The 25,497-nt window shown below is 45.9% G+C and carries 23 protein-coding genes, 1 pseudogene and 1 other annotated feature; of the genes and pseudogenes, 9 read left to right on the top strand and 15 right to left on the bottom strand.

All coding sequences use genetic code 11. The features are described 5' to 3' along the window. The first annotated feature begins 19 nt into the window (after positions 1-19). Together BLU03_RS03695 and rpsD are read left to right on the top strand one after the other, a co-directional pair. Positions 20-499: a GAF domain-containing protein gene (locus tag BLU03_RS03695; protein ID WP_008591478.1), complete on the top strand. Its 480-nt coding sequence runs from the start codon at positions 20-22 to the stop codon at positions 497-499. A 272-nt stretch (positions 500-771) separates the two neighbouring features. After that, on the top strand, positions 772-1,374 hold the full coding sequence (gene rpsD, locus BLU03_RS03690; protein ID WP_008591480.1) for a 30S ribosomal protein S4: 603 nt from the start codon (positions 772-774) through the stop codon (positions 1,372-1,374). 398 nt (positions 1,375-1,772) lie between these two features. On the opposite strand, the gene BLU03_RS03685 is transcribed toward rpsD, so the two are convergent. The 5 genes from BLU03_RS03685 to BLU03_RS03665 all read right to left on the bottom strand — a co-directional run bounded on the left by BLU03_RS03685 (position 1,773) and on the right by BLU03_RS03665 (position 7,006). Beyond that, positions 1,773-2,798 carry a glycosyltransferase family 2 protein gene (locus BLU03_RS03685; protein ID WP_093105687.1) on the bottom strand — a complete coding sequence of 342 codons (1,026 nt, stop codon included), beginning with the start codon at positions 2,796-2,798 and terminating at the stop codon, positions 1,773-1,775. 27 nt (positions 2,799-2,825) lie between these two features. Beyond that, positions 2,826-4,571 (bottom strand): asparagine synthase-related protein, encoded by a 1,746-nt coding sequence (locus BLU03_RS03680; RefSeq protein WP_093105685.1) that lies wholly within the window; start codon positions 4,569-4,571, stop codon positions 2,826-2,828. Next, on the bottom strand, positions 4,568-5,332 hold the full coding sequence (locus BLU03_RS03675; protein WP_176765396.1) for a 7-cyano-7-deazaguanine synthase: 765 nt from the start codon (positions 5,330-5,332) through the stop codon (positions 4,568-4,570). The genes BLU03_RS03680 and BLU03_RS03675 overlap by 4 nt, the downstream gene beginning before the upstream one ends. Positions 5,333-5,334: 2 nt before the next feature. Then, entirely contained in the window at positions 5,335-6,642 is a 1,308-nt protein-coding gene (locus BLU03_RS03670; RefSeq protein ID WP_093105680.1) for a lipopolysaccharide biosynthesis protein, read from the bottom strand. A 169-nt stretch (positions 6,643-6,811) separates the two neighbouring features. Continuing rightward, entirely contained in the window at positions 6,812-7,006 is a 195-nt protein-coding gene (locus BLU03_RS03665) for a hypothetical protein (RefSeq protein ID WP_093105677.1), read from the bottom strand. 201 nt (positions 7,007-7,207) lie between these two features. Between BLU03_RS03665 and BLU03_RS03660 the strand changes: the two genes are divergently transcribed. Continuing rightward, positions 7,208-7,687 carry a nucleoside deaminase gene (locus tag BLU03_RS03660; RefSeq protein WP_076572559.1) on the top strand — a complete coding sequence of 160 codons (480 nt, stop codon included), beginning with the start codon at positions 7,208-7,210 and terminating at the stop codon, positions 7,685-7,687. Positions 7,688-7,815: 128 nt separating this feature from the next. On the opposite strand, the pseudogene BLU03_RS03655 reads toward BLU03_RS03660, so the two are convergent. Further along, positions 7,816-8,948 (bottom strand): annotated as a pseudogene (locus BLU03_RS03655) (NRAMP family divalent metal transporter). A 138-nt stretch (positions 8,949-9,086) separates the two neighbouring features. Beyond that, positions 9,087-9,875 carry a carbon-nitrogen family hydrolase gene (locus BLU03_RS03650; RefSeq protein WP_093105674.1) on the bottom strand — a complete coding sequence of 263 codons (789 nt, stop codon included), beginning with the start codon at positions 9,873-9,875 and terminating at the stop codon, positions 9,087-9,089. A gap of 354 nt (positions 9,876-10,229) precedes the next feature. Between BLU03_RS03650 and BLU03_RS03645 the strand changes: the two genes are divergently transcribed. Together BLU03_RS03645 and BLU03_RS03640 are read left to right on the top strand one after the other, a co-directional pair. After that, positions 10,230-11,747, top strand: a complete 1,518-nt coding sequence (locus BLU03_RS03645) for an AbgT family transporter (RefSeq protein ID WP_093105671.1) — start codon at positions 10,230-10,232, stop codon at positions 11,745-11,747. A gap of 141 nt (positions 11,748-11,888) precedes the next feature. Then, positions 11,889-13,049 carry a DUF4317 family protein gene (locus BLU03_RS03640; RefSeq protein WP_093105669.1) on the top strand — a complete coding sequence of 387 codons (1,161 nt, stop codon included), beginning with the start codon at positions 11,889-11,891 and terminating at the stop codon, positions 13,047-13,049. A gap of 82 nt (positions 13,050-13,131) precedes the next feature. On the opposite strand, the gene tyrS is transcribed toward BLU03_RS03640, so the two are convergent. Beyond that, positions 13,132-14,400, bottom strand: a complete 1,269-nt coding sequence (gene tyrS / locus BLU03_RS03635; protein WP_093105666.1) for a tyrosine--tRNA ligase — start codon at positions 14,398-14,400, stop codon at positions 13,132-13,134. Between the two features lie 60 nt (positions 14,401-14,460). Beyond that, positions 14,461-14,678: a binding site (T-box leader), on the bottom strand. A gap of 125 nt (positions 14,679-14,803) precedes the next feature. Here tyrS and BLU03_RS03630 point away from each other — a divergent pair. The 4 genes from BLU03_RS03630 to BLU03_RS03615 all read left to right on the top strand — a co-directional run bounded on the left by BLU03_RS03630 (position 14,804) and on the right by BLU03_RS03615 (position 20,131). Then, positions 14,804-17,554, top strand: coding sequence for a transglycosylase domain-containing protein (locus BLU03_RS03630; protein ID WP_093105664.1), 2,751 nt, complete (start codon positions 14,804-14,806; stop codon positions 17,552-17,554). Positions 17,555-17,669: 115 nt separating this feature from the next. Next, the gene (locus BLU03_RS03625) at positions 17,670-18,317 is read left to right on the top strand and encodes a GNAT family N-acetyltransferase (protein ID WP_093105662.1); all 648 of its coding nucleotides are present in this window, start codon (positions 17,670-17,672) and stop codon (positions 18,315-18,317) included. Between the two features lie 3 nt (positions 18,318-18,320). Further along, positions 18,321-18,968, top strand: a complete 648-nt coding sequence (locus BLU03_RS03620) for an acetoin utilization AcuB family protein (RefSeq protein WP_076572569.1) — start codon at positions 18,321-18,323, stop codon at positions 18,966-18,968. Beyond that, on the top strand, positions 18,965-20,131 hold the full coding sequence (locus BLU03_RS03615; RefSeq protein WP_093105659.1) for an acetoin utilization protein AcuC: 1,167 nt from the start codon (positions 18,965-18,967) through the stop codon (positions 20,129-20,131). Before BLU03_RS03620 ends, BLU03_RS03615 begins: the two co-directional genes overlap by 4 nt. A 36-nt stretch (positions 20,132-20,167) precedes the next feature. On the opposite strand, the gene motS is transcribed toward BLU03_RS03615, so the two are convergent. The 7 genes from motS to BLU03_RS03580 all read right to left on the bottom strand — a co-directional run bounded on the left by motS (position 20,168) and on the right by BLU03_RS03580 (position 25,393). Beyond that, positions 20,168-20,992, bottom strand: a complete 825-nt coding sequence (gene motS / locus BLU03_RS03610; RefSeq protein ID WP_076572572.1) for a flagellar motor protein MotS — start codon at positions 20,990-20,992, stop codon at positions 20,168-20,170. Beyond that, entirely contained in the window at positions 20,982-21,812 is an 831-nt protein-coding gene (gene motP / locus BLU03_RS03605) for a flagellar motor protein MotP (RefSeq protein ID WP_008590858.1), read from the bottom strand. The genes motS and motP overlap by 11 nt, the downstream gene beginning before the upstream one ends. A gap of 46 nt (positions 21,813-21,858) precedes the next feature. Beyond that, positions 21,859-22,860 (bottom strand): catabolite control protein A, encoded by a 1,002-nt coding sequence (gene ccpA / locus BLU03_RS03600; protein WP_093105656.1) that lies wholly within the window; start codon positions 22,858-22,860, stop codon positions 21,859-21,861. A gap of 166 nt (positions 22,861-23,026) precedes the next feature. Continuing rightward, the gene (locus BLU03_RS03595) at positions 23,027-24,103 is read right to left on the bottom strand and encodes a bifunctional 3-deoxy-7-phosphoheptulonate synthase/chorismate mutase (RefSeq protein WP_008590854.1); all 1,077 of its coding nucleotides are present in this window, start codon (positions 24,101-24,103) and stop codon (positions 23,027-23,029) included. A 123-nt stretch (positions 24,104-24,226) separates the two neighbouring features. Then, positions 24,227-24,547: a bacillithiol system redox-active protein YtxJ gene (ytxJ, locus tag BLU03_RS03590; protein WP_093105653.1), complete on the bottom strand. Its 321-nt coding sequence runs from the start codon at positions 24,545-24,547 to the stop codon at positions 24,227-24,229. A 95-nt stretch (positions 24,548-24,642) separates the two neighbouring features. Continuing rightward, the gene (locus BLU03_RS03585) at positions 24,643-24,972 is read right to left on the bottom strand and encodes a YtxH domain-containing protein (RefSeq protein WP_008590851.1); all 330 of its coding nucleotides are present in this window, start codon (positions 24,970-24,972) and stop codon (positions 24,643-24,645) included. Between the two features lie 16 nt (positions 24,973-24,988). Continuing rightward, on the bottom strand, positions 24,989-25,393 hold the full coding sequence (locus tag BLU03_RS03580) for a DUF948 domain-containing protein (RefSeq protein WP_076572577.1): 405 nt from the start codon (positions 25,391-25,393) through the stop codon (positions 24,989-24,991). Between the last annotated feature and the right edge of the window lie 104 nt (positions 25,394-25,497).

The following is a 25,497-nucleotide window of genomic DNA, read 5'->3' as shown; positions in this document are numbered from 1 at the left end:
TGAAAGGAGCTTATTCCCTATGTTTCAATCTATCACGTATAACGGTACGAAGGAACAGAATTACAGTCTCGTTTTAAAACAGCTGAAGGCACTGATTGATGGTGAGCCGAACGTAATCGCCAATCTGTCCAACGCTTCGGCGCTTCTGAATGAATTTCTGGACGACGTTAACTGGGTAGGCTTCTATATGATGGAGGACGGAGAACTTGTCCTCGGTCCATTCCAGGGGCTTCCTGCCTGTCTGCGCATCACGCCCGGTAAAGGTGTGTGCGGTACCGCCGTGTCCGAACAGAAAACTCAGCGGGTGGAAGACGTCAATGCTTTCCCCGGACACATCGCCTGTGATGCGGCCAGCCAGTCGGAAATCGTTGTTCCTATCATGAAGGATGACGAAGTTTTCGGCGTGCTGGATATCGACAGCCCGAGCACCGACCGTTTTGATGAGACGGACGAAAAGTATCTGAACGAGTTCGTCAGTATCCTCGAACAATATATTTAAGACAGATCTCCGCTGTTCCGGCAGCGGAGATTTTTGTCCCGCTACCCCTCTTGACTTAACAGCCAGTTCAAGGTACAATATCCTTTGTGTAAAATAAACAGCAGCCTACGTGAACCGTCATTGTTCGTATTTTGTTCCTCTTTGTAAAGAGGTGTATCGAGTAACCCTTTGCTGCTGGGGCGATGGTACATGAAAACATCATACGCAGTGAAGCAGGGACACACACTGTTTTTATTTTATGCAAAATAAAATAGACAAAGGAGGAAATCCCAATGGCACGCTATACAGGTCCAACTTGGAAAAAGTCACGTCGCTATGGAATTTCTTTGAGCGGAACAGGCAGAGAGCTTGAAAAACGCCCTTACGCTCCGGGCCAGCACGGTCCAACACAACGCAGAAAGCAATCTGAATATGGTCTTCAGCTTCAGGAGAAGCAGAAGCTCCGTTTCGCGTACGGATTGACTGAACGTCAATTTAAACGCATTTTCGAACAGGCAGGAAGAATGAAAGGTGTTCATGGTGAAAACTTCATGATCCTTCTTGAATCCCGTCTTGATAACCTCGTTTACCGTCTCGGTCTTGCCCGTACCCGTCCACAGGCTCGTCAGCTTGTAACTCACGGTCACGTAACAGTCGACGGCGGTCGCGTTGACATCCCGTCTTACCGCGTAGTACCTGGTCAGGCGATCGGTCTTCGTGAAAAATCCCAGAACTTGACGATCGTTGAAGATGCTATCGAATCTCACAACTTCGTTCCGGAATATCTTACTTTCGACGAAGAGAAGCGTGAAGGTTCCTACGCCCGCTTCCCAGAGCGCGCTGAACTCACATCCGAGATCAACGAAGCTCTTATCGTTGAGTACTACTCCCGTTAATAGATACGGGTGTACAACGAAAAATCCCCTGACGTTGTTTATTCAATGTTTCAGGGGATTTTCTATTTGACTCTGCTATTTTGTATGAAAATAAGAATAAATATATGCTCAAGCTGAGCAGCAGGTAAACTTTTTTTATGCATATACAAATTTCTGATATGCTCACACCATCTTCAGTCATTAAATCTCTGGTCATCTTTTATTTGATAATTACACAGACTTCTTCAATTGTTACTTAAGTATTCTTCACAAACCGTAAGCACAATAAAAAATCCCTTCATCATTTAATAATATCAACAAACGGTTCATTATTAATTCAAATACATACTATCGTAAAGATAAAAAAACAAAAAAAGCCGTATAATTTATACGGCTTTTGAGTCAGCGACACTTTTACATCACAGAACCGCTTTCACTTTCTTATGATAATGTCGTGAAAGCAGATGGAACATTTCCCCGAAGGTGATTTCCTGAAATAAATCAAGAAAAAGACCCGTCTTTTGCTTAAGATTGACACTGCTGTTACTCAGCCCCCTCAAAACGTTGACTCTGAGAACTCGTTTTAAAAGCTCCTTATCAAAAGCTTCGTTAGTGTCCAGAAGTTTTTGCAGCACTTCTTTGATTCTCATCACGTACCCTTTATCGAAGACAGTAACTACATTCAAAAAGAAGAAATTATTGAATACCTGTACTTCCTCATCGGAAAAATGAAAACCGTAGTGCTCCAGTAAATCTTTATGAATCCCGTCTATCAGTATTTTCCGTTCGAACATCTTATTTGACAGGGAAGCATTTGTAGCATTGGAATGACCCGTGCGGTAATCCACCAGCACTTTTGGAAGAATTTCAATCCTGCCGACTTTGGACAACTGGGACCAGAATTCATAGTCCTGGGAGACATAGTAACTCTCATTGTACGTTAACCCGTTGTCCCTTACAGTAGCCATCCTGATCATAGCGGTAGAATTTCCAAGCTGGTTGTTGAACATCAGCTGAATTCTTATCTCTTCCCATGACGTATGATAAGCCTTCATAATCCTCGAATTATTACTCCCCTTAGCCCGGTAGTAGGAGCCTACTGCATCTATATCGGGGTTTTCTTCCATGTAGCTGACCTGCTCCCTGATTCTTTCAGGGATTGATTCGTCATCCGCATCCATAATCGCCATGTATTTTCCACTGGAAAGCGAAAGACCTACGTTCCTTGTATAAGGGATGCCTTTATTTTCTTCATTTACGACAACCCTTATTCGATTATCGGTATAGCTTTTAACTATTTCTACTGAACGGTCCGAGGAACCGTCATCGACTACGAGCACTTCCAGGTTTTTGTAACTCTGGTTCAATATACTCTCCAGTGTATCCTGAATATATTTTTCCGCATTGAACATTGGTATGAATACCGTTACTAATGGCTGTTGCATACTTACCCTCCTGACTTATACGTTCCTTTATCCATCCGTTTTATGATGATGGAGAACCTGCAGTAAATTTATTTTCTGCTGGGGCCCCAGCTGATTGCTCTCGAAAATGCTGCTGAACAGGTGGTTTGATTTCAACGTCTGTGGCAAAACGCCTCCGTAATTCAGATATTCTTCTTTCATCAGCCGGAAAGCTTCGCTTGAAAAAATCGTATCCCAGTGAGCAAAAGGCCCCTGGTGCCCTTTAATTTTTCCTGTTTTAACCGCAAGATTCATATACATCCATACGAACAGTTGCGGCACTATGTTCGCATATCTTGAGAAATAAGGGAATCGTCCATCGGAATGCCATAACCACCATGCCGGTTTCAAGTATGGTTTAAATGCCCTGTGGAAAAGTTTTCTGTTCATCTTCCAGTTTTGAGGCACGGAAGCGCTTATTTTCACGACGCCGTTAGCCATAAATGGTTCATACGAACAAAATAGTCTGCGGTTCACATGTAAGTTGGGGATATTCATGTTCATGGACGCCGGCCACATCTGAAACCATTCTTTCGCAGACTCAGGTCTCATTTTCTTAATGGTATGATAATGATCTTCTCTCCTCTGTCTTAGAGTTTTCATAACCTCATCTTTGAATATATCCACACCAGCTTCCTTATTGACTGTATAGTAGCTGTCTTTTATATCAGGGAGAAACGGGAATTTTTTGCTTCCTCGTATTTTCCGGATGCGCGCCCCCTTTAACAGAGCGTCCGAAAATAGACCGCCGAGTACGACCGGATATTTGTTCAGACCGGCTTTTTCGTGGAACCCGTACGTGTGCGCATGTTTGTATTCCGAACCGGATCCGACAAGTTCGCTGCTGCCTGGCAGGATATGCAAATAGTGTAAGGGGTCCCTCGCATAGAAGTGGAAATTCGATTCGTAAATAGCTGCTGATTTTTTAGCTATTTTTCCTTCAAGGTTTAAATCATCCAGAAACACGAACGAATCTTTATGAAGGTGATCGGGAATCAGCCCGGCTATCGTTCTCGAGTCCTCTCCCCCGCTTATAAAATGGGCGACAGAAGACTCTTTTTCAGTTACGCGGTTAACATACGTTTCGACTGTGTTTCTTAAATCGTCAGCCGCTTCCTCGATGGAAGTGTAACGAAGAATCTCTTCAGGCAGCCACCAGATTCTCCCGCTGATGTCTGCCGTATTTTTATCGATCGTGTGAATCGTACCGGGAGAAACCTGTCGTATATTTTCGTACGCTGTGTACGGATACGTAACCGCTCCGTGCAGGATGAAATCCAATTCGGATACAGCATCCCGCTTCTCCCTTTCTCCCGCTGCGTCCGCCAGCAGATCCACGTGCGAAGACAACAGCAGGTGTCCCTCCTGTTCTGCCCTGTACACGGGGATGAAGGAAAGCAGGTCCGTTACACAGTCCATCCGCTTGTCTTCCTTATCCACTTTAAGCAATGCGAAAGGACCGTCGAAATGCTGCGAAAAATCAATGGCCTCCCAGTCGCTCATAAGGCGGGGCACGGCGGAAAGGAAATCCTCAGTCCCCGGTCCGGTATACAAAGGGCCGCCCAGCACGATAAAAAGGTGCTTCCCGTCTTCATAAGGCTGGAATTGAGTATAACAGTCCTCCGTAACAAGAAGCGTCCCCCACTCCCCTTCAAACTGCCGAACCGTTTCCCCTGCGAATATTTCTGAATCCGCGCTTTTTTCTTTAAGAGCTGCCGCAGCGAATTCTTCTGTGGAAAACAAAAAGTCCTTCATTTCTTACTTCCGCTCCCGTTCACCAGGTTTCTCTTCGCTTTTCTTAAATACTTTAACGAATAGAACATTATAAAATCATCGACTCTCGGTCTCGGTACTCTTCGTTCCATGCCTTCTTCTTTCGCATACTTACACAGATTGCATAAACCGCAGGGTTTTCCGTCTTTTTGCGGACGATAACAGAACCACGTCATCTCCATAAGATGGTTGAAACCACTTTCCTTCGCAATCCTTTCCATATCCAGTTTCGAATAATCGAGCAGCGGAAATTGAAAGCGGGCGAATATGGACAGATCGGTGTCTGCGTATTCATTTTTTAGCATGTAGTAGTAATCGTCATTATCCTCTATTTTTTTAACGTAATCAGCAATGAACGTTTCGATATTGTCATCCTTATGAGCTCCCGATTCGATTTCCGCAATGCCGTTTTGTTTCAGATAAGCAGGTAACCATACGTACTGCGTACCTAAGAAGGAAGTTGATATCAGTCTTTCAAACTTATCCTTATCTTCCTGGTCGGACGTAATATCTTTTTTGTTGACGATAATCAGAGGCTTTATACGTTCGGCAGCCTTCATATCCATAATTCCTATGTGGGCGATAATCGTATGGATGGTTTCCAGTTCCTTATTAGTGGAAGGGCGTTCCTCATCGATAATGTAGTGAGGCTGAACCTCTCTTTTTTTATTCAAAACGAGATCCAGTACACGGAAAGTGGAATCGAAACCGCCCGTCCAAAGTATGTGATGTGTTTTTTGCATATTCATTCTCCTTCGGTTTTATTTAATGATGTTTCATCGAACTTCTTACTTATATTTATCGTTATCATGATCAATAGCGAATTAAGGACAGCTCCGCTGAGACCGAAGAGAGCTATAGCTACGAGGTCGCTTTCAAAAACGAACGAACCCACTGCTAACATAGCTATTCTCACTGTCAGCATAACTATTGTAAACAACAGCTGGAAGCCCTGAGCAGACAATACAGGCAGCGCTTTGACGCTCGGACTGTTGATAAATCCGAAGAAAGAAGCCAGAGCCATCCAGCGTGCATACTCCCCTGCCTGCACCCATTCATCACCGAAGACGAAGCCGAACAGCCAGGGACCGAGAAGTACTACAGTACCATAAGGAATGAGACCGGCAAGAGAAAGCCCTAATGTGGCTTTCTTTATAAGTTTCTGCAGGCTTTCTTTATTGTAGTAAGCTTCGGTAATACGCGGATAGAAAACGTCCCCTACCGCTTTTCCAATCAAAGTAGCCGGAGCTGCCAGAACTCTTCTGCTCAAAGTGAAGAAACCGGCCGCTGCAGGCCCGAAAAGGCTGCTTAACAGCATAATCGGGATGTTCTGCGACACAGCATTCAGAAACATCTCAGGAGCCCGGTATCTGGGGAAATCTTTGTATTTGCGGGCTGTTTCTTTCAGCGGAGGATGAGTAACATCGATAGAACCCTTCGATTTCCTTTTCCTCAGACTGCCCGTCCCCATAAAAACAGCTTTCAAAAGCTGGCCGATCACATTCATGAGAATAAGGACGAACGCAAATGGATAGATAAGCCCTATCCCCACCATACTCCCCTGCACAATAAGAGCATGGTACATGTTCGTCCTTGCGATCACCCCGAATTCCTGAAGTCTTACAGCCCACTGCTCCGAAATCTGAAGAAGGCTGCCGAACAGAATAACTAGAGGGATAAAGTATAAGTAGTTATTAATATCTGTGAAATTCAATAATTCAAGCAGTTCTTCTCCGAACAGAAAGGCAATCACCAGTGAGAGCAGCGCCATGCCCACACTTAACCACAAAGAGATTTTGGTTAAACCTACCGCTTCCTCTTCATGCTTCGGTAACACTATGGCGATCGGATAACCGAGCCCCGAAGCGGGTATCAAAATCATGGATACAGCCATAAAAACCCCGAGCACACCAAAAGCTTCAGGCCCATAAATCCTTGTGATCACAGGAGAAGCTAATAGTATAATCGCCTGGGCCCCGGCTGTCCCCGAGACCATCACTAATACTTTACGAATGAAGCCGCCTTTTAAAAATCTGGAAATTAAAGCATTCATCTGACATCTCTTTTCGTGAATATGTATGTTGGTAAATTGAAAATGAAAATCACCCGAATAACAAGTAATTATCGATTAAAATTATAACTCACATTTTGCGTATATGCTATTGTTATAGTAATTAAATCCCTTTCTCCGAATCTTCTTTTAAAGCCCGGATGCGGGAGAATCAATTATTGAAACGTCTTCTATGAAAAGATACGACTAATAAAAATGCAATGCCGATAAACCCTGCTGCCGCAAGCGTTTTTGCAACACCCGGTTCCTTGTCGACAAAGGCATACACACTACAAATCAGCATAATGCTCAATATTACTCTGGAAATCATTATCCCCACATATTCTTTCTTCCTAACAGAAATCAAGCAGAACCCTCCCTGTCCCTTTATTTCATTTTAACATATAACCCTTCTTCCAAAGCAGCCCGCTCATTCATCGAATCTCCCTCCCGGATTCTGAAAATATTTCTTTTCCTAATAACTGAGCAAATCTCACCAGGCCGGTTTCAATAAACCTCCTGAGGGAATGAGTCTTTAAATGGTTTGCAAATAGAGGAGGAATAAAGCATGAATTTTATTGAACGTACGATTCAGCTGGCAGAAGATAATGTCGCTGAGGGAGGCAGGCCTTTCTCCTGCATCATCACAAAGGGTGGGGAAATTATCGCGGAACGCGGCAACGAAGCGGCCCAGACGAATGACCCGACAGCACACGCGGAAACTCTGGCTATCAGAGACGCCTGTATAAAGTTAGGGACCGAACATTTAACCGACTGTCACATCTACATTCTTGCCAGCCCCTGCCCCATGTGTCTCGGCGCCATTTATTACTGCAGCCCCGAGAAGGTAACGTACATTGTTGAAAGAGATGAGTATAAAACATACTACCGCGATGACCGGGAATATTTTGAGCTGGAAAACTTCTACGATGAAATTTCCAAACCTATGAATCAGCGAAGATTGCCGATGGAAAGGGAAAGTCACTCTCAAGGCATATCTCCTTACAAGGCCTGGAACGAGAAACACGGAACGAAACACTCCGGGTAATACATCGTATCGGATCAGAAAACGGTATATCGATTCCGAAATAACGGACGCACCAGCAGCGGAACAATAATGTTCGGCTACTGGTGCGTCCGTGCATTTGTATGCTTATTTGCTATCCGACCGCAACTTCATCCCTGCCATAAACCGGCGATCCCCTGCAGGGAAAGAACTCCCGCTACGACGGTCACTACCACTGCAACGATGCCGAATATAAGCATCCAGGCAGGGTGTTTATATTCCCCGACGACAGATTTCTTCCTTGAGGCCAGCAGAACCGAACCAAGAGTTAATGGTAAGATCAGACCATTGACCGAGCCCGCAATAATCAGTAGCGTGACCGGCTCTCCGACGATCGCAAAAATGATAGTGGAAAAAGCGATGAAACCGACGATGAGCCATTTGTAATATTTTTCGAGCTGAGGATGAAAAGATCTTACAAATGAAACGCTGGTGTACGCGGAACCGATGACGGAACTGATAGCGGCAGACCACAATACCACTCCGAAGATTTTATACCCTACATCTCCAAGCGCGACCTGGAATACGGAAGCTGCCGGGTTTCCTTCATCCAGTGTATAACCAGCGGCAAGGCTTCTTCTCCCTTAAAACCGCGGTCTATCAGCCGGTGGGCCCCCGCGAATGTAATATAACCGCCCACTGTGCCTCCGACAAGCGTTATGACCGGCAGTACGAGAGCTCCAAAGTCCTCCGGAAGAACACTTCGAATCATTGCCTCTCCGACAGGAGGATTCGTCGTGACCATGACGTATCCGACCATGGCTATCATCACTACACCTAAAATAGGGATAAGAATGTCTATAACTTTCTCGGCATTTTTAACAGTGAATATGACAATGGCTATTATACCGGTAATGACCGCCCCTATTTTAGGAGAGATACCGAAAAGTACGTTGATACCAAGGCCTGCGCCCGCCACATTCCCGATATTGAAGGCGATGCCTCCAAGTACGATAAGTGCCGCGACTAAATAACCGAGCCCGGGGAAGACCATATTAGCTACGTCCTGTCCCCGTTTACCTGAGACTACAAGAATCCTCCAGATATTCAATTGGGCACCTATATCGATGATGATAGAGGCCAGTATAGCGAAAGCGAAACTGGCCATAAACCGGGAAGTGAATTCCGTCGTCTGTGTCAGAAAGGCGGGGCCTATCGAAGAAGTCGCCATCAGAAATATCGCTCCCCACAGCACCCGCCTTTGTACTTTTTTCTTCTTCAGCTCTTCCTGGTTCTGTCCCATGGTCACCACCTTCCTCTTTCTCTTATATTCGATCGATTTCTGCAGTTGTTCGACTTTGTATTCATGTCGGATAATGTTTATTCAAGACAGAACCATACCATTCCGGAACGTCAAATCATAAAAAATCCAGCTGCTTTATTAATCGTACAGAGAAGGTACTCTGCTGTCGAAGACGGGTACGTTTTCGCGTACTTCTGCAACGTTTGAAAGCTCTAATTCCTGTCGCAGTGTTTCTTCATGCTCCACACTGCCTTTCTGCAGAACGTTGCCCCACGGATCGATAAAAGCCGAAGAACCTGCAAAGGTAATACCGTCATATTCGCCCGGGCGGTTGCACGTCACCACATACATCTGATTCTCCACAGCGCGGGCAGCACTAAGTACATCCCAATGCGCCCGTCGACTGTCCGGCCATTCCGCCGGGATGAACAGAAGTTTACATCCCTGGAGGGCAAGACTGCGGATAATTTCCGGAAAGCGCAGGTCATAACAGATGACTACCCCCATTTTGACACCGTCGAGTTCAAATACTCTTACCGACTCTTCCCCTCCGCTTAAGTACGCAGGTTCATTCAGCATAGGCACCAGATGCATTTTGTCGTAATGATAGACAAGCTCTCCTGCGTTATTTATAACCAGTGCCCGGTTAAATACTTTTCCATCTCGTTTAACAGCGATGGACCCTCCCATTATGTGCACGTGATAACGCTCAGCCGACTCTTTAAGAAACCGGACTGTTTCACTGTCTGCAGGATCTTCGGCTATATCATCCAGTTCCGGCAGTGTATATGCCGTCGTCCACATCTCCGGCAGCATGATCAGGTCTACATCATGAAGTTCCTGTTCTTCCAGCCATTTACCCACTTTCTCCCTGTTTGCCTGCGGGTCTCCCGGAATAACATCCATCTGATAGACTAAAATATTCATTCGTATCCCCCTTTTACTCTAACCTTCTTCAATCGTACAGAGATAGACCGATAAGTTACAGTCTTCTCAAAAACCTTATCGACATTGAAACAATTCCCAAAATTCCCGATATTCAATCTCTTTCGCCAAAACCTTTTCCGGACCGTTGTTTCTCCGCACCTTTCTTTCTTTTGAAAGAAAGGAATAGTAGAGTTTTGAGATATATGACCTGATGCTTAATCGTCAGAGTACTCAAAACGGGAACAACTGTCAAATTATTTCGAAATCGTTCATTGTTCACTTTCTTGACTTTCTTCCGGACCCCTGTTAAATTTAATCCCTAGTAAAAAGGTAAGCTTAAAGGAGGTAACTATATTGAAAGACAATTCGGAGAAGCTTTCTCCCTTACGTAAATTGCTGTTCCGCGCCCTGGACGGGATAGAATGGATAGGAAACAAACTTCCATCCCCTTTGTTGCTGTTTGCAATATTAGCATTAATCGTCATAGTCATATCGGGGATTTTTTCAGGTGTATCCGTCACGAACCCTACGACGTCCGAGGTAGTAGAAGTTAAAAATCTCTTCAGTCTGAGCGGACTGGATTACATATTCAACAGTGCGGTCGAGAACTTCATCGGCTTCCCGCCTCTCGGTGCTGTCCTCGTCACAATGCTCGGAATCGGACTGGCCGAGCAGACCGGACTGATTCATTCATCACTGAAAAGCATCGTATTCGGGGTACCGAACCGGCTTTTGACAGCAGCTCTCGTATTCGCCGGGGTTATGTCCAGCCTTGCCGTGAACGCCGGTTATGTAGTGCTCCCTCCTCTCGGCGCTGTTTTGTTTCTCGGACTTGGGAGACACCCGCTCGCCGGTCTCGCTGCGGCGTTTGCGGGAGTCTCCGGAGGGTTCGGTGCCAATCTGGCACTGACTTCGACCGATGCCATCCTGCAGGAACTTACAGCGGATGCTGCCCGAACAATCGATCCTGCTTATGCAGATACGATTACGGTAACGATGAACTATTTCTTTGCGGCAGCTTCCGTTCTCCTGATAACTGTCATCGGTACGCTCGTCACTGACAAAATCGTCGAGCCCCGTCTCGGTAAATATGAAGGAGAGGAAGAAGAAAACCTGGAAAAACTGACTGCCAGGGAAAAGCGCGGCATGCGCCTGGCAGGGCTCGGATTCCTCGTAACTTTTGCTATTATGGTCTACCTGTCTCTCGGACCGCTCCGGGGCGACGGTGCTTATATCGATTCCCCATTTTTTAACGCTCTTGTTTTTGTCATTTTCGTCCTTTTCTTTGTTCCGGGTCTTATCTACGGTATTGTATCCAAGGAAATACAAAATGATAAAGACCTGACAACACTACTCGGAAAGACGATGGCGAGCATGAGCGGCTACATCGCTCTGGCATTCACGGCGGGACAGTTCATCGCCTATTTCCGTGAAACGAACCTTGGCACGGTCATCGCCTTCAACGGAGCGGAGTTTTTGAAAAACACCGGCTTTACAGGAACAGGACTGATCCTTACTTTTATGGGGATTACCATGCTCGTCAACTTTTTCATCGGCAGTTCCTCAGCCAAATGGACGATTCTCGCCCCTGTATTCGTACCGATTATGATGAATCTGGATTATTCACCGGAGTTTACGACGTTACTGTACAGAATCTCTGACTCTGTCACTAACATGGTAACTCCCTTACTCCTTTATTTTCCTGTCATCATCGCTTTTGCTCAACGTTACGATAAGAAGATAGGTATAGGAACGCTTATCTCCATGATGATTCCGTACTCCGTCGCTTTTCTTCTGGGATGGCTCGTACTCCTTCTGGTATGGGTGCTGCTCGGAATTCCGGTGGGACCGGGAGCTCCTATCTCCTATTAGTTACTGCTATTTCGACCATGGGTCTCGTTCCCATGGTCTTATTTTTCCTTTTGCTCCTCTAAAAAATCTCTTACCGAATTTCCGTACGAAAGGTATAATGGACATTATGCAAAATTCACTGCTTTACAGGAGGGACCATCCATGAATAAAAAAGATATAGCTGCCCTGCGCAGACAGTTGAAAACCGATACCGACCTTTTGAATATCACCGATCTTTTTACGGTGTACATTATGAAAGAAACTTCCGAACCTTTCCATGCTCAGCACCAGGCGTTTGAGATGCTTGAAGAGGACCAGCAGGAGCTGTTCATGCAGAATTTCAAAAAACTTCTCTCCGGGCAGCTGGATGAGAAGCTGTTCGAACTTAAATTCAGACGGGATACCGAGGAACCTACCCAGCTTCTTCTGCACAAGAGTCTGTTGAGTAACGACACGGAGGAATGGTCGGAGCAGATGCTCGAAATGACCGAAAAAATAATGAAAGAACAGGCTTACGATAAAGACATAGTCATCACCTTCGTAAAAGGAGAGTATTTGAAAACGACGACACCTTCAGCTGAATCCGAAGAAGCCGACCGGGACACGATGCTCTCGAGCCAGTTCATGCTGTGCAGTATTAACCAGACGGAACCACCGGAAAAAGAAATACAGTTCGACTACATAGAGAAAACGTTCAAATATAAAGTGGACGTCGATCCCGTCATCGATCTGAAGAAACCTCTCGGCGGCTTTCTGTTCCCTGTCATCACGGATGGAACCGGAGATGTGAACAGAGTGCTCTACTCTGCCGGAAAACCGAATGAGCCCGATCCTTTTTTCATGGAAGAAGTTCTTGAGGGAGAAAAAGCAATGACTGCAAAAGAGGATAAAGCAGTCTTTGAAGAAGTCGTCAAAGATGTAGTCGGGGACCGGATGAGTCCTTCGACACTTGCAAGTGTCTACGAAGATATCAATTATACGCTTGAAGGCAGTGAAGAGGATGAATCCCCTAAACTGGATTATCGGGATATAGGGAGCTTCCTGAGCAAGAACGGTCACGAAGTGGAAGAGGAAAAAGTCAAAGAAGCTTTCCACAAAGTGACGGATGAAGAGTCCTATGAACTGAAAGCGAGCAGTGTACTTCCGAAGTACAACTCAAAATCTATCAAAATAAGTACGAAAGTGGCGAACATCTCCGTCAGTCCTCAGGATCTTCCGCACGTAAGGCAGGTTAACCGGAACGGCAAACGCTACATTATGATCGAAGTGGAGGAGGATGCAGAGATCTCCGGGTTCAAGATGCTTCCGGAGGATATCGAATAAAAAACACATCAAAAAGCGGGTGATATGGAGAGAATGTCCATATCACCCGCTTTTCTTTTATTTCCATAAGGTACGCATCTTTTTATTTATACTCGATGAAAAAGTATTTTTTCTTACCGCGGCGGATGATCGTATATTTGCCTTCGATTTTGTCCGCTTCTCCGAGTTCATGACCTACTTCCTGATTTCTTTCTCCGTTGATATAAATCGCCCCGTTGGAAATATCTTCACGGGCCTGGCGTTTCGAGGAAGAAATACCCGCTTCGACGAGCAGTTCCACCAGTCGTTTCCCTTCTTCTTCCACTGTGTACCCTGGAACCCCTTTGAAACCCTGTTCAATTTCTCCGGCGTTCAGTGATTTGATATCTCCGCTGAACAAAGCTTCTGTAATCCTCTGAGCCTGTTCGAGCGCAGTTTCGTCGTGAACGATTCTGGTCATCTCCTCGGCCAGCCGTTTATGAGCTGTCCGTTGTTCCGGTCGTTCCTGTACTTCCCGTTCAAGTTCTTCTATTTCATCGAAATCAAGGAAGGTGAAGAAATGAAGGAATTTGATAACGTCTCTGTCGTCCACGTTAACCCAGAACTGGTAAAACTCGTAAGGACTCGTTTTTTCGGGATCGAGCCAGATAGCGCCGCCGGCCGTTTTACCGAATTTTGAACCGTCCGCTTTCGTAATGAGCGGCATCGTCATGCCATAGGCTTCCACTTCCTGTTCACCCGCTGCCGAGCGGCGTAACAGTTCAAGACCTGCAGTGATATTCCCCCACTGGTCACTTCCTCCGAGCTGAAGGGTGCAATTTTCCTTTTCATAAAGCTTTTGGAAATCCAGAGACTGTAAAATCATGTAGGAGAACTCTGTATAGCTGATACCGGCTTCAATCCGGGACTCCACCGCATCTTTCGCCAGCATGTAGTTGAGCCCGAAGTGTTTCCCCGTGTCACGAAGGAAATCTATGATTGTCATTTCCGATAACCACTCGTGATTGTTTCTCGCTACGGCAGCATTTTCCCCTTCATCAAAATTAAGGATTCCCGCCATCTGATTCTCGATTTTTTTACTGAAACCTTTGACTGTTTCCTCGGAGTTCAGCTGTCTCTCTGTAGAACGTCCGCTCGGATCCCCTATCATTCCGGTGCCGCCGCCGACAAGAGCAATCGGCCGGTGTCCCGCTTTCTGAAAACGTTTCAGCATGAGAATCGGGAGCAGATGCCCGATATGGAGACTGTCGGCCGTAGGATCGAATCCACAGTAGAGCGTTACCTGGTTCTCACTTAAGTGCTTCCGCAATCCCTCTTCATCTGTAACCTGATTGACCAGGCCTCTTTTGGACAAATTGTCTAAAATATGCATACGTTTCACCCCTGTAAATAAATTTTTTCCTGCATTAAAAAAGACCTCTGTCTCCTTACGGAAAGGGACGAGGTCTTAACGGTCGCGGTACCACCCTGGTTGCACTTATGTGCCACTTCATTTATATAACGGCTGCAAATACATGCAACCGTCCTCTGATTCACACCAGAAGATGCTCCCGGACGTAATTCAGTTCTGAACCTCTGTCGATTCTCACCAGCCATCGACTCTCTGTGTAGAAGTGCGCAGAACCTACTGCAACCGTTCATAGCTTTAACAGATTTAATTATGTATCATTTTTATCATATATTGTTCTTGAAAGCAATTATTTCTTTCGGCTCTCATGCATCTGATATTACGGATATGATATAATTGGCAGTGTCATTTTAGGAGGTCACCAATCATGAAGTGGAACAGGGATACTATTCGAAAACGCTGGGAAGACGGCACTATTTTTAAGTATACACGAATTACATATGATGTTTTATGGAACGTTTTACTATTTTTTATTATCGTCGGAATTATAGGTGTATTTTTTGTTGGAGGGGTAGGTGCCGGTTATTTCGCTTCTCTCGTTGAGGATGAACCTGTACGGAGCGAAGAGGAACTGGCCTCCAATCTGTATAATTATGAAGAAACCTCACAGCTTTATTTTACGAACGATCAACTGCTCGGGGACGTTCAATCTGATTTATACCGGGAGGAAGTGCAGCTCGATAACGTCAGTGATCACCTTACGTCAGCCGTGCTTGCAACGGAGGATGAGAATTTCAGAGAACATAACGGGATTGTGCCAAAAGCTCTGTTACGGGCTGTCGTGCAGCAGGTAACCAATTCCAGTACCAAAACCGGAGGAAGCACCCTGACGCAGCAGCTGGTCAAAAACCAGATTCTTACAAATGAAGTCTCTTTTGAAAGAAAAGCAAAAGAAGTTATGAACGCACTGCGTGTGGAACAATTCTTCGATAAAGATCAGATTCTTGAAGCTTATATGAATATCGTCCCTTTCGGCCGGAACGCAAACGGCCAGAATATTGCAGGCGTCCAAAGTGCTGCCCGTGGAATTTTCGGAGTAGACGCCGGGGAGCTCTCCATTCCGCAGGCCGCTTTCATAGCCGGGCTCCCTCAGAACCCTTTCGGTTATACTCCTTTTAAAAACTCCGGCGGTGTAAAGGAAGAGGAAGGGCTCCAGCCTGGCCTGAACAGAATGGAAGAAGTACTTGAACGTATGCACGAAAAAGGACATATCACAGAAAGTGAATATGAAAAAGCACTTGCCTATGATCTGAAATCCAATCTCGCCTCTCCGAAACCTTTACCAAGTTCCGACTACCCTTTCCTGACACGTGAAATCAAAGTAAGGGCCGGAGAAATTCTGAAAGAGCAGCTGGCCAAGAAAGATGGTCTTACGATGGAAGATCTGGAAAATGATAATCAGTTGATGGAAGAGTACACTACTCTGGCCGACCGTCGCCTGTCCTCGGGCGGTCTGAAAGTACACACTACGATCGACAAAGAAGTCTATGATGTCATGCAGCGGGTGAAGAATAATTACAATAACTACGACACGTGGCGGACTATCCCTGTGGAGGATCCGGAAACTGGGGAGATCAGTGAGAAAGAAATCCCGGTGGAAGTCGGAAGTATCCTCCAGGAAAACTCTTCCGGTGCTATCCGCGGATTCATTGCAGGTCGCGACTTTGACGTTCAGCAGCTGAACCATGCTACGCAGGCAAGACGTTCGAACGGGAGTACGATGAAACCGCTGCTCGTCTACGGGCCGGGTTTTGATCTGGGAGCCCTGCAGCCGGGATCAGTACTGGCAGATGTGCCGTACAAGTACCCGAATAAAAATACAAGTGTAGACAACTATGCCGGAGGGTATCACGGACTTGTTTCCGCCCGGCAGGCGCTGGCCAATTCCTGGAACGTCCCGACGGTCAAAGCTTACAGTGAATTCGTCGATCAGAACCCTGCAGATAATTACTTGCGAAAAATGGGCTTTGAAGCGATTACCGCTGAAGATGCCGAAAACTTATCGACCTCTTTAGGGTCCACCATCAATGGAGTTACGGTGGAAGAAAATACGAACGGTTTCGCTACATTCGGAAATATGGGCTCGTATACTGATGCTTATATGATTGACGAAATAGTTACTAAAGAAGGTGATACACTTTATAAGCATAAAAAAGAGTCGACAGGAGTGTTCAGTGAACAGGCCTCCTATCTCACGATAGATGTTCTGCGTGACGTTTTCGATTACGGTACGGCCGATGATGTGAAGAGTCAGCTTACAAACCCGGGTGTAGACTGGGCCGGGAAGACAGGAACTTCACAAAATTACAAAGATGCATGGTTTGTAGCCACCAACCCTAACGTAACCATAAGTATGTGGATGGGATATGACCGGAAAGAAAGCCTGAACAGCAATGGCTACAGTGACCGAAACAACAGCTTGTGGGCCGATGTCGTGAATGCGGTAACGGAAATCCGGCCGGATCTCATGGCCCCCGAACAGCGTTTTGAACAGCCTTCCGGCATCGTGGAGAAATCCTACTGTGCCACTTCGGGCCTTTTAACTTCCGAACTGTGTTCCTCCGTCGGTCTTTCCAAGAGCGATCTTTATATTAAGGAACACGCCCCGACAGAAGAAGATGACAGTTTAACAGAAGGAGACTTCACAGAGATAAAAGGAGACCTCGTAGCTGCCGGGGATGATACACCGGATGAGTTCATCACCAGCGAGGGAGACGGGGTCAGTCTGAAAACTCAGTTCCTTAAGAATAATGGCTACGACAACGAAAAGACGCTTGAGCATCTGATTCCGGACAGGGAAGAATGGTCGAATGTATCCCTCCCTTCCGAAAGTGCAGCAGGAGTAGGAGAACAAATAACTAATGACGGGCAGCCCCCTTCTTCTCCCGGAAATCTCCGGCTTCAGGGAACTACCATCAGCTGGAACAGTTCTTCGAGCGATGATGTAGTCGGTTACAGAATATACCGCGCAGGGTCACCGGGTGGAAACTTTTCCAAAGTCGGAAGCACCGGTTCCACTTCCATGGACCTGTCCGGTACCTCCGGAGTTTACGCCGTAAGAGCAGTGGATTACTACGGTCAGGAATCGGGATTATCCGAAACCGTAACTGCCGAATAGTCCTGTAGTGCCCGGCATAGGCGAATAGCCGTTTGAAAAGGAGTTACTCTTTTCAAACGGCTATTTTATAGGTAATATGGTAGTAGCATGAAATATTTTTACAGGCGGTGGATATGTGGAACATACTAAGTCATTTTTTCAGAGGAAATTGAAAACGGATACAAACGACCTGATAATTGAAGGTCCTCTTACATCCGATGAGCTCTCCCAATATTCATTCCATGAACAGTTAACTGCTTTTTGTCCCCCCAAAAAACAGTTCGAAGCGATAAAAGGAATAGCTGACCTTCCGGAGGGAAGAATTATTGTGGCCCGTTTTGAAGGTACAATCGTCGGCTATGTCACCTATCTTCATCCGGATCCTCTGGAACGCTGGGCCGAAGGGAAAATGGAAAACCTCATTGAGCTCGGCGCTATTGAGGTGGTCCCGGGTTTTCGCGGATACAGAGTCGGTTCCCAGCTTATAGAAGTATCCATGCTTGATGAATATATGGAAAACTACATTATCATTTCCACGGAATACTACTGGCACTGGGACCTGAAAAGCACAGGACTCAGTATATGGCAGTACCGGAAAGTGATGGAAAAGATGATGGGTGCCGGGGGCCTTACGCCCGCTCCGACAGACGATCCCGAAATCATATCCCATCCTGCCAATTGTCTAATGGTCCGCATAGGAAAAAACGTCAGCGGATCCGATGTGGATAAGTTCGACCATTTGCGTTTCCTTACGAAACATCAGTATTCAAACAGGAGGTCCTGACCAATGCTCGTTGAAGAAATGATGACTACTGAAGTTCATACGCTTACTACGGAAGATACTATAGAAGATGCACTTAAAACCCTCAACACCTATCAGATCCGTCACATTCCAATCGTCGATGAAGACATGTACGTCGTCGGTATCGTTTCCGACCGGGACGTAAGAGATGCCAGTCCTTCAGTATTTGAGCGTGATTCCGACCTCAGCGAACTTTCCAACAGTCTGGGAAGCATTATGACTACCGAAGTCATTACCGTACATCCGCTCGGCTTTATCGAAGAGGTTGCAAATATCTTCTATGATAATGAAATCGCCTGCGTTCCCGTCACCAGAAATAATAAACTGGTCGGAATAATCACAGAAAAAGATCTTCTTTATACGCTCATCCAGCTTACGGGGACGAATGTGCAGAGTTCCCAAATCGAAGTCAAGGTACCCAACCGACCCGGCATGCTGCCCGGTGTAGTGAATATCGTAGGAAAGAGAAAACTGAACCTCACTTCCATTCTCGTTTATCCATACAAACCCGACAGCAACTACAAAGTCGTGGTCTTCAGAGTCCAGACGATGAATCCGTATCCGATGATCGAAGACTTAAGAAATTCGGAATATGAGGTACTCTGGCCGAAGGAACCGGGGATGTCCCAATGAGCTGTTCATCCAAATTCGTATATTCCAAAGATTACGCCACTTACCGCTTTAGTGATGATCATCCTTTCAACCAGATGAGAGTAGAGCTCACCTACGATCTGCTGAAGGAATCCGGGGCGCTTAAGGATGAGGATATCGTTTCCCCGCGCTATGCCACGGAAGAAGAGCTTGCCCTTTTTCACAGCCGGGAGTATATTGAAGCTGTGAAAAAAGCGAGCGTCGGCGACCTCTCCGAAGAAGAGGGATTCGAATTCGGTATAGGTACGGAAGACACTCCCATGTTTAAAGGGATGCACGAGGCTTCTTCACTGATAGTGGGAAGTACGCTTTCGGCTATCGATGAAGTTATGCAAGGACGTACCGATCATTCCCTTAACCTGGGGGGCGGCCTTCACCATGGTTTCGAACGAAGAGCCTCCGGTTTCTGCATATATAACGATGGCGCCGTAGGGATTAAATATTTACAGAAGAAATACAATCAGCGGGTAATGTATGTGGATACCGATGCACATCACGGAGATGGAGTGCAGTGGGCATTTTACGGAGATCCGGATATCTGTACCTTTTCTATACATGAAACAGGAAGGTATCTTTTCCCCGGTACCGGATATGTCAATGAACGTGGACTGAAAGAGGGTTACGGCTATGCATTCAACTTACCGATTGACGCGTTTACAGAAGACGAATCTTTTTTAGACGTATATGAATCCGCTTTCAGGAAGATCGCTGCATATTTCAAACCGGATATCATCGTTTCCCAGAATGGTGCGGACGCTCATTTTTACGACCCGCTCACACACCTCTGTTCAACGATGAAGATATACGAACGTATCCCTGCCCTTACCCACGAACTCGCTCATGAACACTGCGGAGGGAAATGGGTAGCTCTCGGGGGCGGAGGGTATGATATATGGAGAGTGGTACCACGCGCCTGGGCGCAGCTGTGGAAAGTGATGAAGGACCAGGCTCCTTTCGAGGGAGAACTTCCGGCAACTTGGCTGGAAAAATGGGAACCGGAAGCTCCTTTCTCTCTCCCGCATACTTGGCACGATCCCGACGGCTCCTACAAAAAAATTCCGAGAAAACCGGAAATCACCGAAAAGAATGCTAAAACACTGAAAGCAGCCATGCAGTTCATCAATAATCAGATTCACTATAATTGAACTGTTGAGTCATGAAAAAACAGGCATCTCCGTTCCTCAGGATGAGGACGGGGATGCCTGTTTATTGTTTTCATACTCGGACTCCAGAATTACGATTTCAACTCTTCTGTTCTTTCTCCAGTTCTCTTTAGAATTGTTCTCGACGACCGGACGGGTGGATCCGTACCCTACCGCTGTAAACCGGCCGGATTCAAGTCTCGGATCGTTATTCTGCAAATAGCGTATTACACTTCCGGCTCTCGCTCCGGAAAGCTCCCAATTCGAGGGGAACTTCGCCGTCGCGATAGGACGGTCATCCGTGTGTCCTTCTACTCTTACATGGTTAGGCACCTGTATTAGCAGGTCCCGCAGCTTGCCGAGGAAGGGGCGGCCGGACTCCAATATGGAAGCTTCCCCACTTTCAAACAGCACTTGTTCCTGCAGAACAAGAACCACCCCTTTTTCTGACCGTTCTGCCGATATTATGTCCTGAAGCTTGTTTTTTTCGAGAAATTCTTCCACTTCCTGCATAAGCTGATCCAGCTGCTGTGCCTCTTCAGTCTCCGTTTCCTTTTCCTCGTCAGGCTCCGATGTTATCTCCGGCACATCGACCGGCTCATCGAAATCACTGCGATCATCACCAATTTCGCGGACTTCGGTGCGGTCGGTAGGGTTTTTGCTTTCCACCGGCGAAGGCATAAAGTCGAATATCATACGATTTTTGAACGATTCTGCGACGGAATCGAATTTCACTTCACTAATCTGTGACATGGAAAACAATAATACGAAGAATACAAGGATAAGCGTAATCATATCTGCGTATGTAGTCATCCACTTGGGTGCCCCTTTTTCCACTTTGGCCTTTCGTTTTCTATGCTTCATTGGCCGCATCCTTCGGCATTTCCTGCTCCTGTGCTTCTTTGGAAGCCATTTTTTCTTTTTCTTCCTCCGATAGAAAAGCACTCAGTTTTTCTTCCAGAATTTTCGGGTTCTGTCCGGACTGGACACCGATAATACCTTCGGTGATTATTTGCTTTTTGAAGATTTCCTGATCGGTTTTGTTTTCGAGTTTCCCGGCCATAGGTAAAAAAACAAGGTTTGCAAGAACTGTACCGTACAGCGTCGTCAAAAGGGCGACAGCCATTTGAGGGCCGAGCGTAGCGGGATCATTTAAACTCTCCAGCATGAGGATAAGGCCGATCAACGTACCTATCATCCCCCAGGCAGGAGCGTATTCTCCCGCTTTTTCCACGATAGCACGCCCTCTCTGGTGACGTTCCTCGACCGCACTCACTTCGGCACTCATGATTTCGTTGACCAGTTCAGGTTCTATTCCGTCCACAGACATCAATATTCCTTTTCTTATGAAAGGGTCTTCGATGTTCTCCGCTTCCGCTTCCAAAGCCAGAAGTCCCTCGCGCCGAGCTCTGTCGGATAATTTAACAAACAGCTTTATCAGTTCGGGCAAATCCATGGAATCCTTGTTGAAGGACATGCGAATGGCTTTATAAGCCAGCTTCATTTCTCCCAGGTTAAAGTTCACGAACAGGGCGGCAAGAGTTCCGCCAAGAACAATAAACACAGAGGTAGCCTGAATGAACGACTTCAGCCCTCCTATCCCGCCGTTGACCGTGATTCCGACCATAATCATAATGAAACCTAAAGTAATACCTATCGGAGTCAATATATCTTTTTTGTTCATACTGCTCTCTCCTCAACGAACGATGTGACTTATACTTTATATATCGTCACTTTTTTTGATTCGTTGAGTTTCTTTCAATGATTCTGTGAGGAAGGATCACATTCGTATCCTCCGCCTGTTCTTTGTTCATCAATTTAGTCAGAAGCCTCATCGACACGGCTCCAATATCATACATCGGCTGTACAACAGTAGATAACGTAGGACGGATCATCGTTGCAAGTCTGGTATTATCAAAGCCGATCACTTCGATATCTTCCGGTACGCTGAGACCTTTGTCCTGAAAACCATGGATGACACCGAGAGCCATTTCATCGGAAGCTACGAATACTCCGCCCGGACGTTCTTCGAGAGCGATAATCTGTTCAGCCGCTTCCAGACCCGAATCATACGAATAATCACCCAGTACGAGGAGTTCATCATCGACGCCCTGGTTATAATCTTTCAATGCGCGTTTATAACCTTCCAGTTTTTTCGTGTTTATGGACGTATTATCCGGTCCTGAAACGTAAGCTACTCTTTTACTGGTGGAAAGCAGATGTTCAGTAGCTTCATAAGCTGCGTCGCCGTAGTCGATGTTTACAGAAGGAGTCTCTTCACTTTCGTCGAGCGTCGCCGCCAGCGTAACCGGTACAGAAGCTCTCCGGAACTCCTCTGTATGTTCCTCTGTTATATCTCCTCCCATGAAGATGAGACCATCCACCTGCTTGCCGAGCATTGTATTGATCAGATGAAGTTCTTTATCTTTGTTCTGGTCGGAGTTGCTCAAAATAATATTATAATTATACATCGTCGCAATATCTTCAATCCCTCTGGCCAGTTCAGCGAAAAAGATGCTGGAAATATCCGGTATGATCACTCCTACCGTAGTCGTCTTCTTACTGGCCAGCCCTCTGGCTACGGCATTCGGTCGATAACCGAGACGTTCAATCGCTTCATGGACCTTCTTTCTTGTAGCCGGTTTCACGTTAGGGTTACCATTTACGACCCTGGACACAGTAGCCATGGATACATTGGCTTCCCGTGCCACATCATATATTGTTACATTCATGTTCATTTCCTCCTCTAAAACTGCTTTTAAAACTACTATACCCTATTAATTAATCTTAATAATCATACGATATTTAAGAAAAACCTGCAATTCATGTCTTCCCATTCATTATAACGAAACCGGTACAATTTAAAAAGCCAGGCTGTTAACCTGACTTTTTGTAAATTTATGATTTCACCGGTTGCTGCTTATTTATTTCATTAATGAAAGATTCGAATGTAGGGATATCCATCTGCTGGGCAGAATCTGAAAGCGCCACTGCCGGGTCAGGGTGAACTTCAGCCATTATACCATCTGCTCCGATTGCGATTGCAGCTCTTGCAGTCGGCAGCAACAAATCTCTCCGGCCTGTTGAGTGCGTTACGTCCACAAGAACAGGCAGGTGAGTTTCCTGTTTCAAAATAGGAACCGCTGAAATGTCCAGCGTATTACGGGTAGCTTTCTCGTATGTGCGTATTCCGCGTTCACACAGGATGATCTGGTCATTACCCCGGGAGATGATGTACTCAGCCGCATTGATGAACTCAGAGATAGTAGCTGACATACCGCGTTTCAGAAGAACCGGCTTCTTAACGGCACCTGCCGCTTTCAGAAGTTCGAAGTTCTGCATATTGCGGGCACCGATTTGAATGACATCAATGTAGTCTACGGCTTTCTCTATATCGGCGGGATTGACTATTTCCGAAATTACGGCGAGTCCTTCTTCATCTGCCACACGTTTAAGAATTTGCAGTCCTTCTTCACCGAGGCCCTGGAAATCGTAAGGAGAAGTACGCGGTTTGTATGCACCGCCCCTGAGCAGCTTACCGCCCTGTTTCTTCACGGCCTGTGCTACTTCCTTAACCTGTTCGTAACTCTCCACCGAGCACGGGCCGAATACGTGGGTCAGCTCTCCGGCTCCGACTTTTTCCCCTTTGATATTCACAACAGTGTCCTCGGCTTTGTTCTTACGCGACACTAGCAGAGCCTTCCGGTGATCGTCTTCCTGAAGCTCAAGGCTCGCTTTGAAAATCTCTTTGAAAAGCTGCGTTACGGTAGAGTTCTCGAAAGGACCTTCGTTGTTCTCCACTATCTTGTCAAGCATTGCTCTCTCACGCACGGGGTCAAAACGATTCATGCCCTGCTGCTCTTTCACTTCTCCTATACTCTTTACCAGATCACCGCGTTTACTTATTAAATTCAATAGCTCTACGTTTACATCGTCCAGTTCGTTACGTAATTGATCGAGTTGTTGGTTACTCATCGTTAGTCCCCCTTATTCCTTCATAAAAAATTACCTCTTATTGATAATTAGGGCAATTATAGCTGAATTATTTTGAATTGTCACCCTTATTAAAGAAATTCATCATAGTTAACAGATCTAAGTTCAGGAAATGACCGCCTTATCCAGGTTCGTCTTCGTAATATCAAAGTGTGTCGCGTTCCATTCTACCGATCCTTTCTTTATATAAAAAGCCTGGGGGGATTCATGGGAGATTTTCAACTCTTCAGCTGCAAACTGGGATACATCCCTTGCTTCCTGAATAGGTATGAAGTACACCGGAGTATCGGAAGAACGTTCAAAGTTCTCTGCCTCCCCTTTTGCAGATGCGCTGATAGGACATGTAAGACTATGTTTCAGCAGTATAAATTCTTCTTCGTTCTTCAATAATTCTTTTAGTTTCTGAATAGATGTTACTGTTTCCATCTGAAATCTCCTCCCATTTTTTCATTCATAATTTTCTCTTTACCCTTATCATAGAAGAAAAAAAGGCGAGGGAGCAAGCCCACGCCTTCCTGAAATTAATTGGATTGTCCTTTTTCCTGTTCCTGCTCAAGTTCGCGTGCTGCTTCTTCAATTGCTTCCGCAACCTCCTGGGCAGCCTGTTCAGCTTCTTTTTCGTCGGAGTTCCCCTGTACTTTCTCTTTAACTTTAGAACTGAGATCCTGAGTAGTCGAAGCTGCTTTTTCTTTCCATACTCCTGAATTTTCATTAAGATCTTCACGAAGTTCCTTGCCTGATTTAGGAGCTACGAACAATGCAGTAGCCGCACCTATAAGCACTCCTATAATCGTTCCCAGTATAAAATCTTTGCTGTTCCCCTGGTTCTGGTTCTGTTTCTCTTTTGCCATTTGTCAACATCCTCCTTTAAATATTATACTTCTTCGTAATTCCCCATACGTCAAGCACTGCATGAACCCAGCCAAAAACTTCATTGACTTCCTGTGAGTCTGCACGGACGTTGGACGTCGGGACGTCACTGAGCGCTTTGTCGAGATCGTCCTTTTTACTGGCAGGAGTCTTGATCTGCGCTATCGTTTCATCCAGAAGTTCTTTATGGTTGTTCAGCTTCTCAGTCAGGGATTCACCTTTTTCCTGAAGAGTAGTGACACCGGTAGTGATTCCTTCCGTACGTTCCTGAACTCCTTCTACCGTCTCGTTCGCCTGATTCATCGTTTTCTTAACGGTGGAGATAGTCTTCACAGCGTAAACTGCGAGTACAATCAAAGCCAATACTGCGACTCCGATCGCAACATAAGTGAGAATATCCATAATTTCCACCCCTCTTTTCTTATGTAGATAGTACTTATACCTACTACCCTTCCATAAGCGCAATTAAACCGATGCCACTCCCTAACTATAACATTATCAGGGGA

The sequence above is a fragment of the Salimicrobium album genome (assembly GCF_900107115.1).
Lineage (GTDB): Bacteria > Bacillota > Bacilli > Bacillales > Halobacillaceae > Salimicrobium > Salimicrobium album.
Note: the sequence above shows the minus strand (reverse complement) of the source record. Positions and strands in the feature narration are given on the sequence as shown.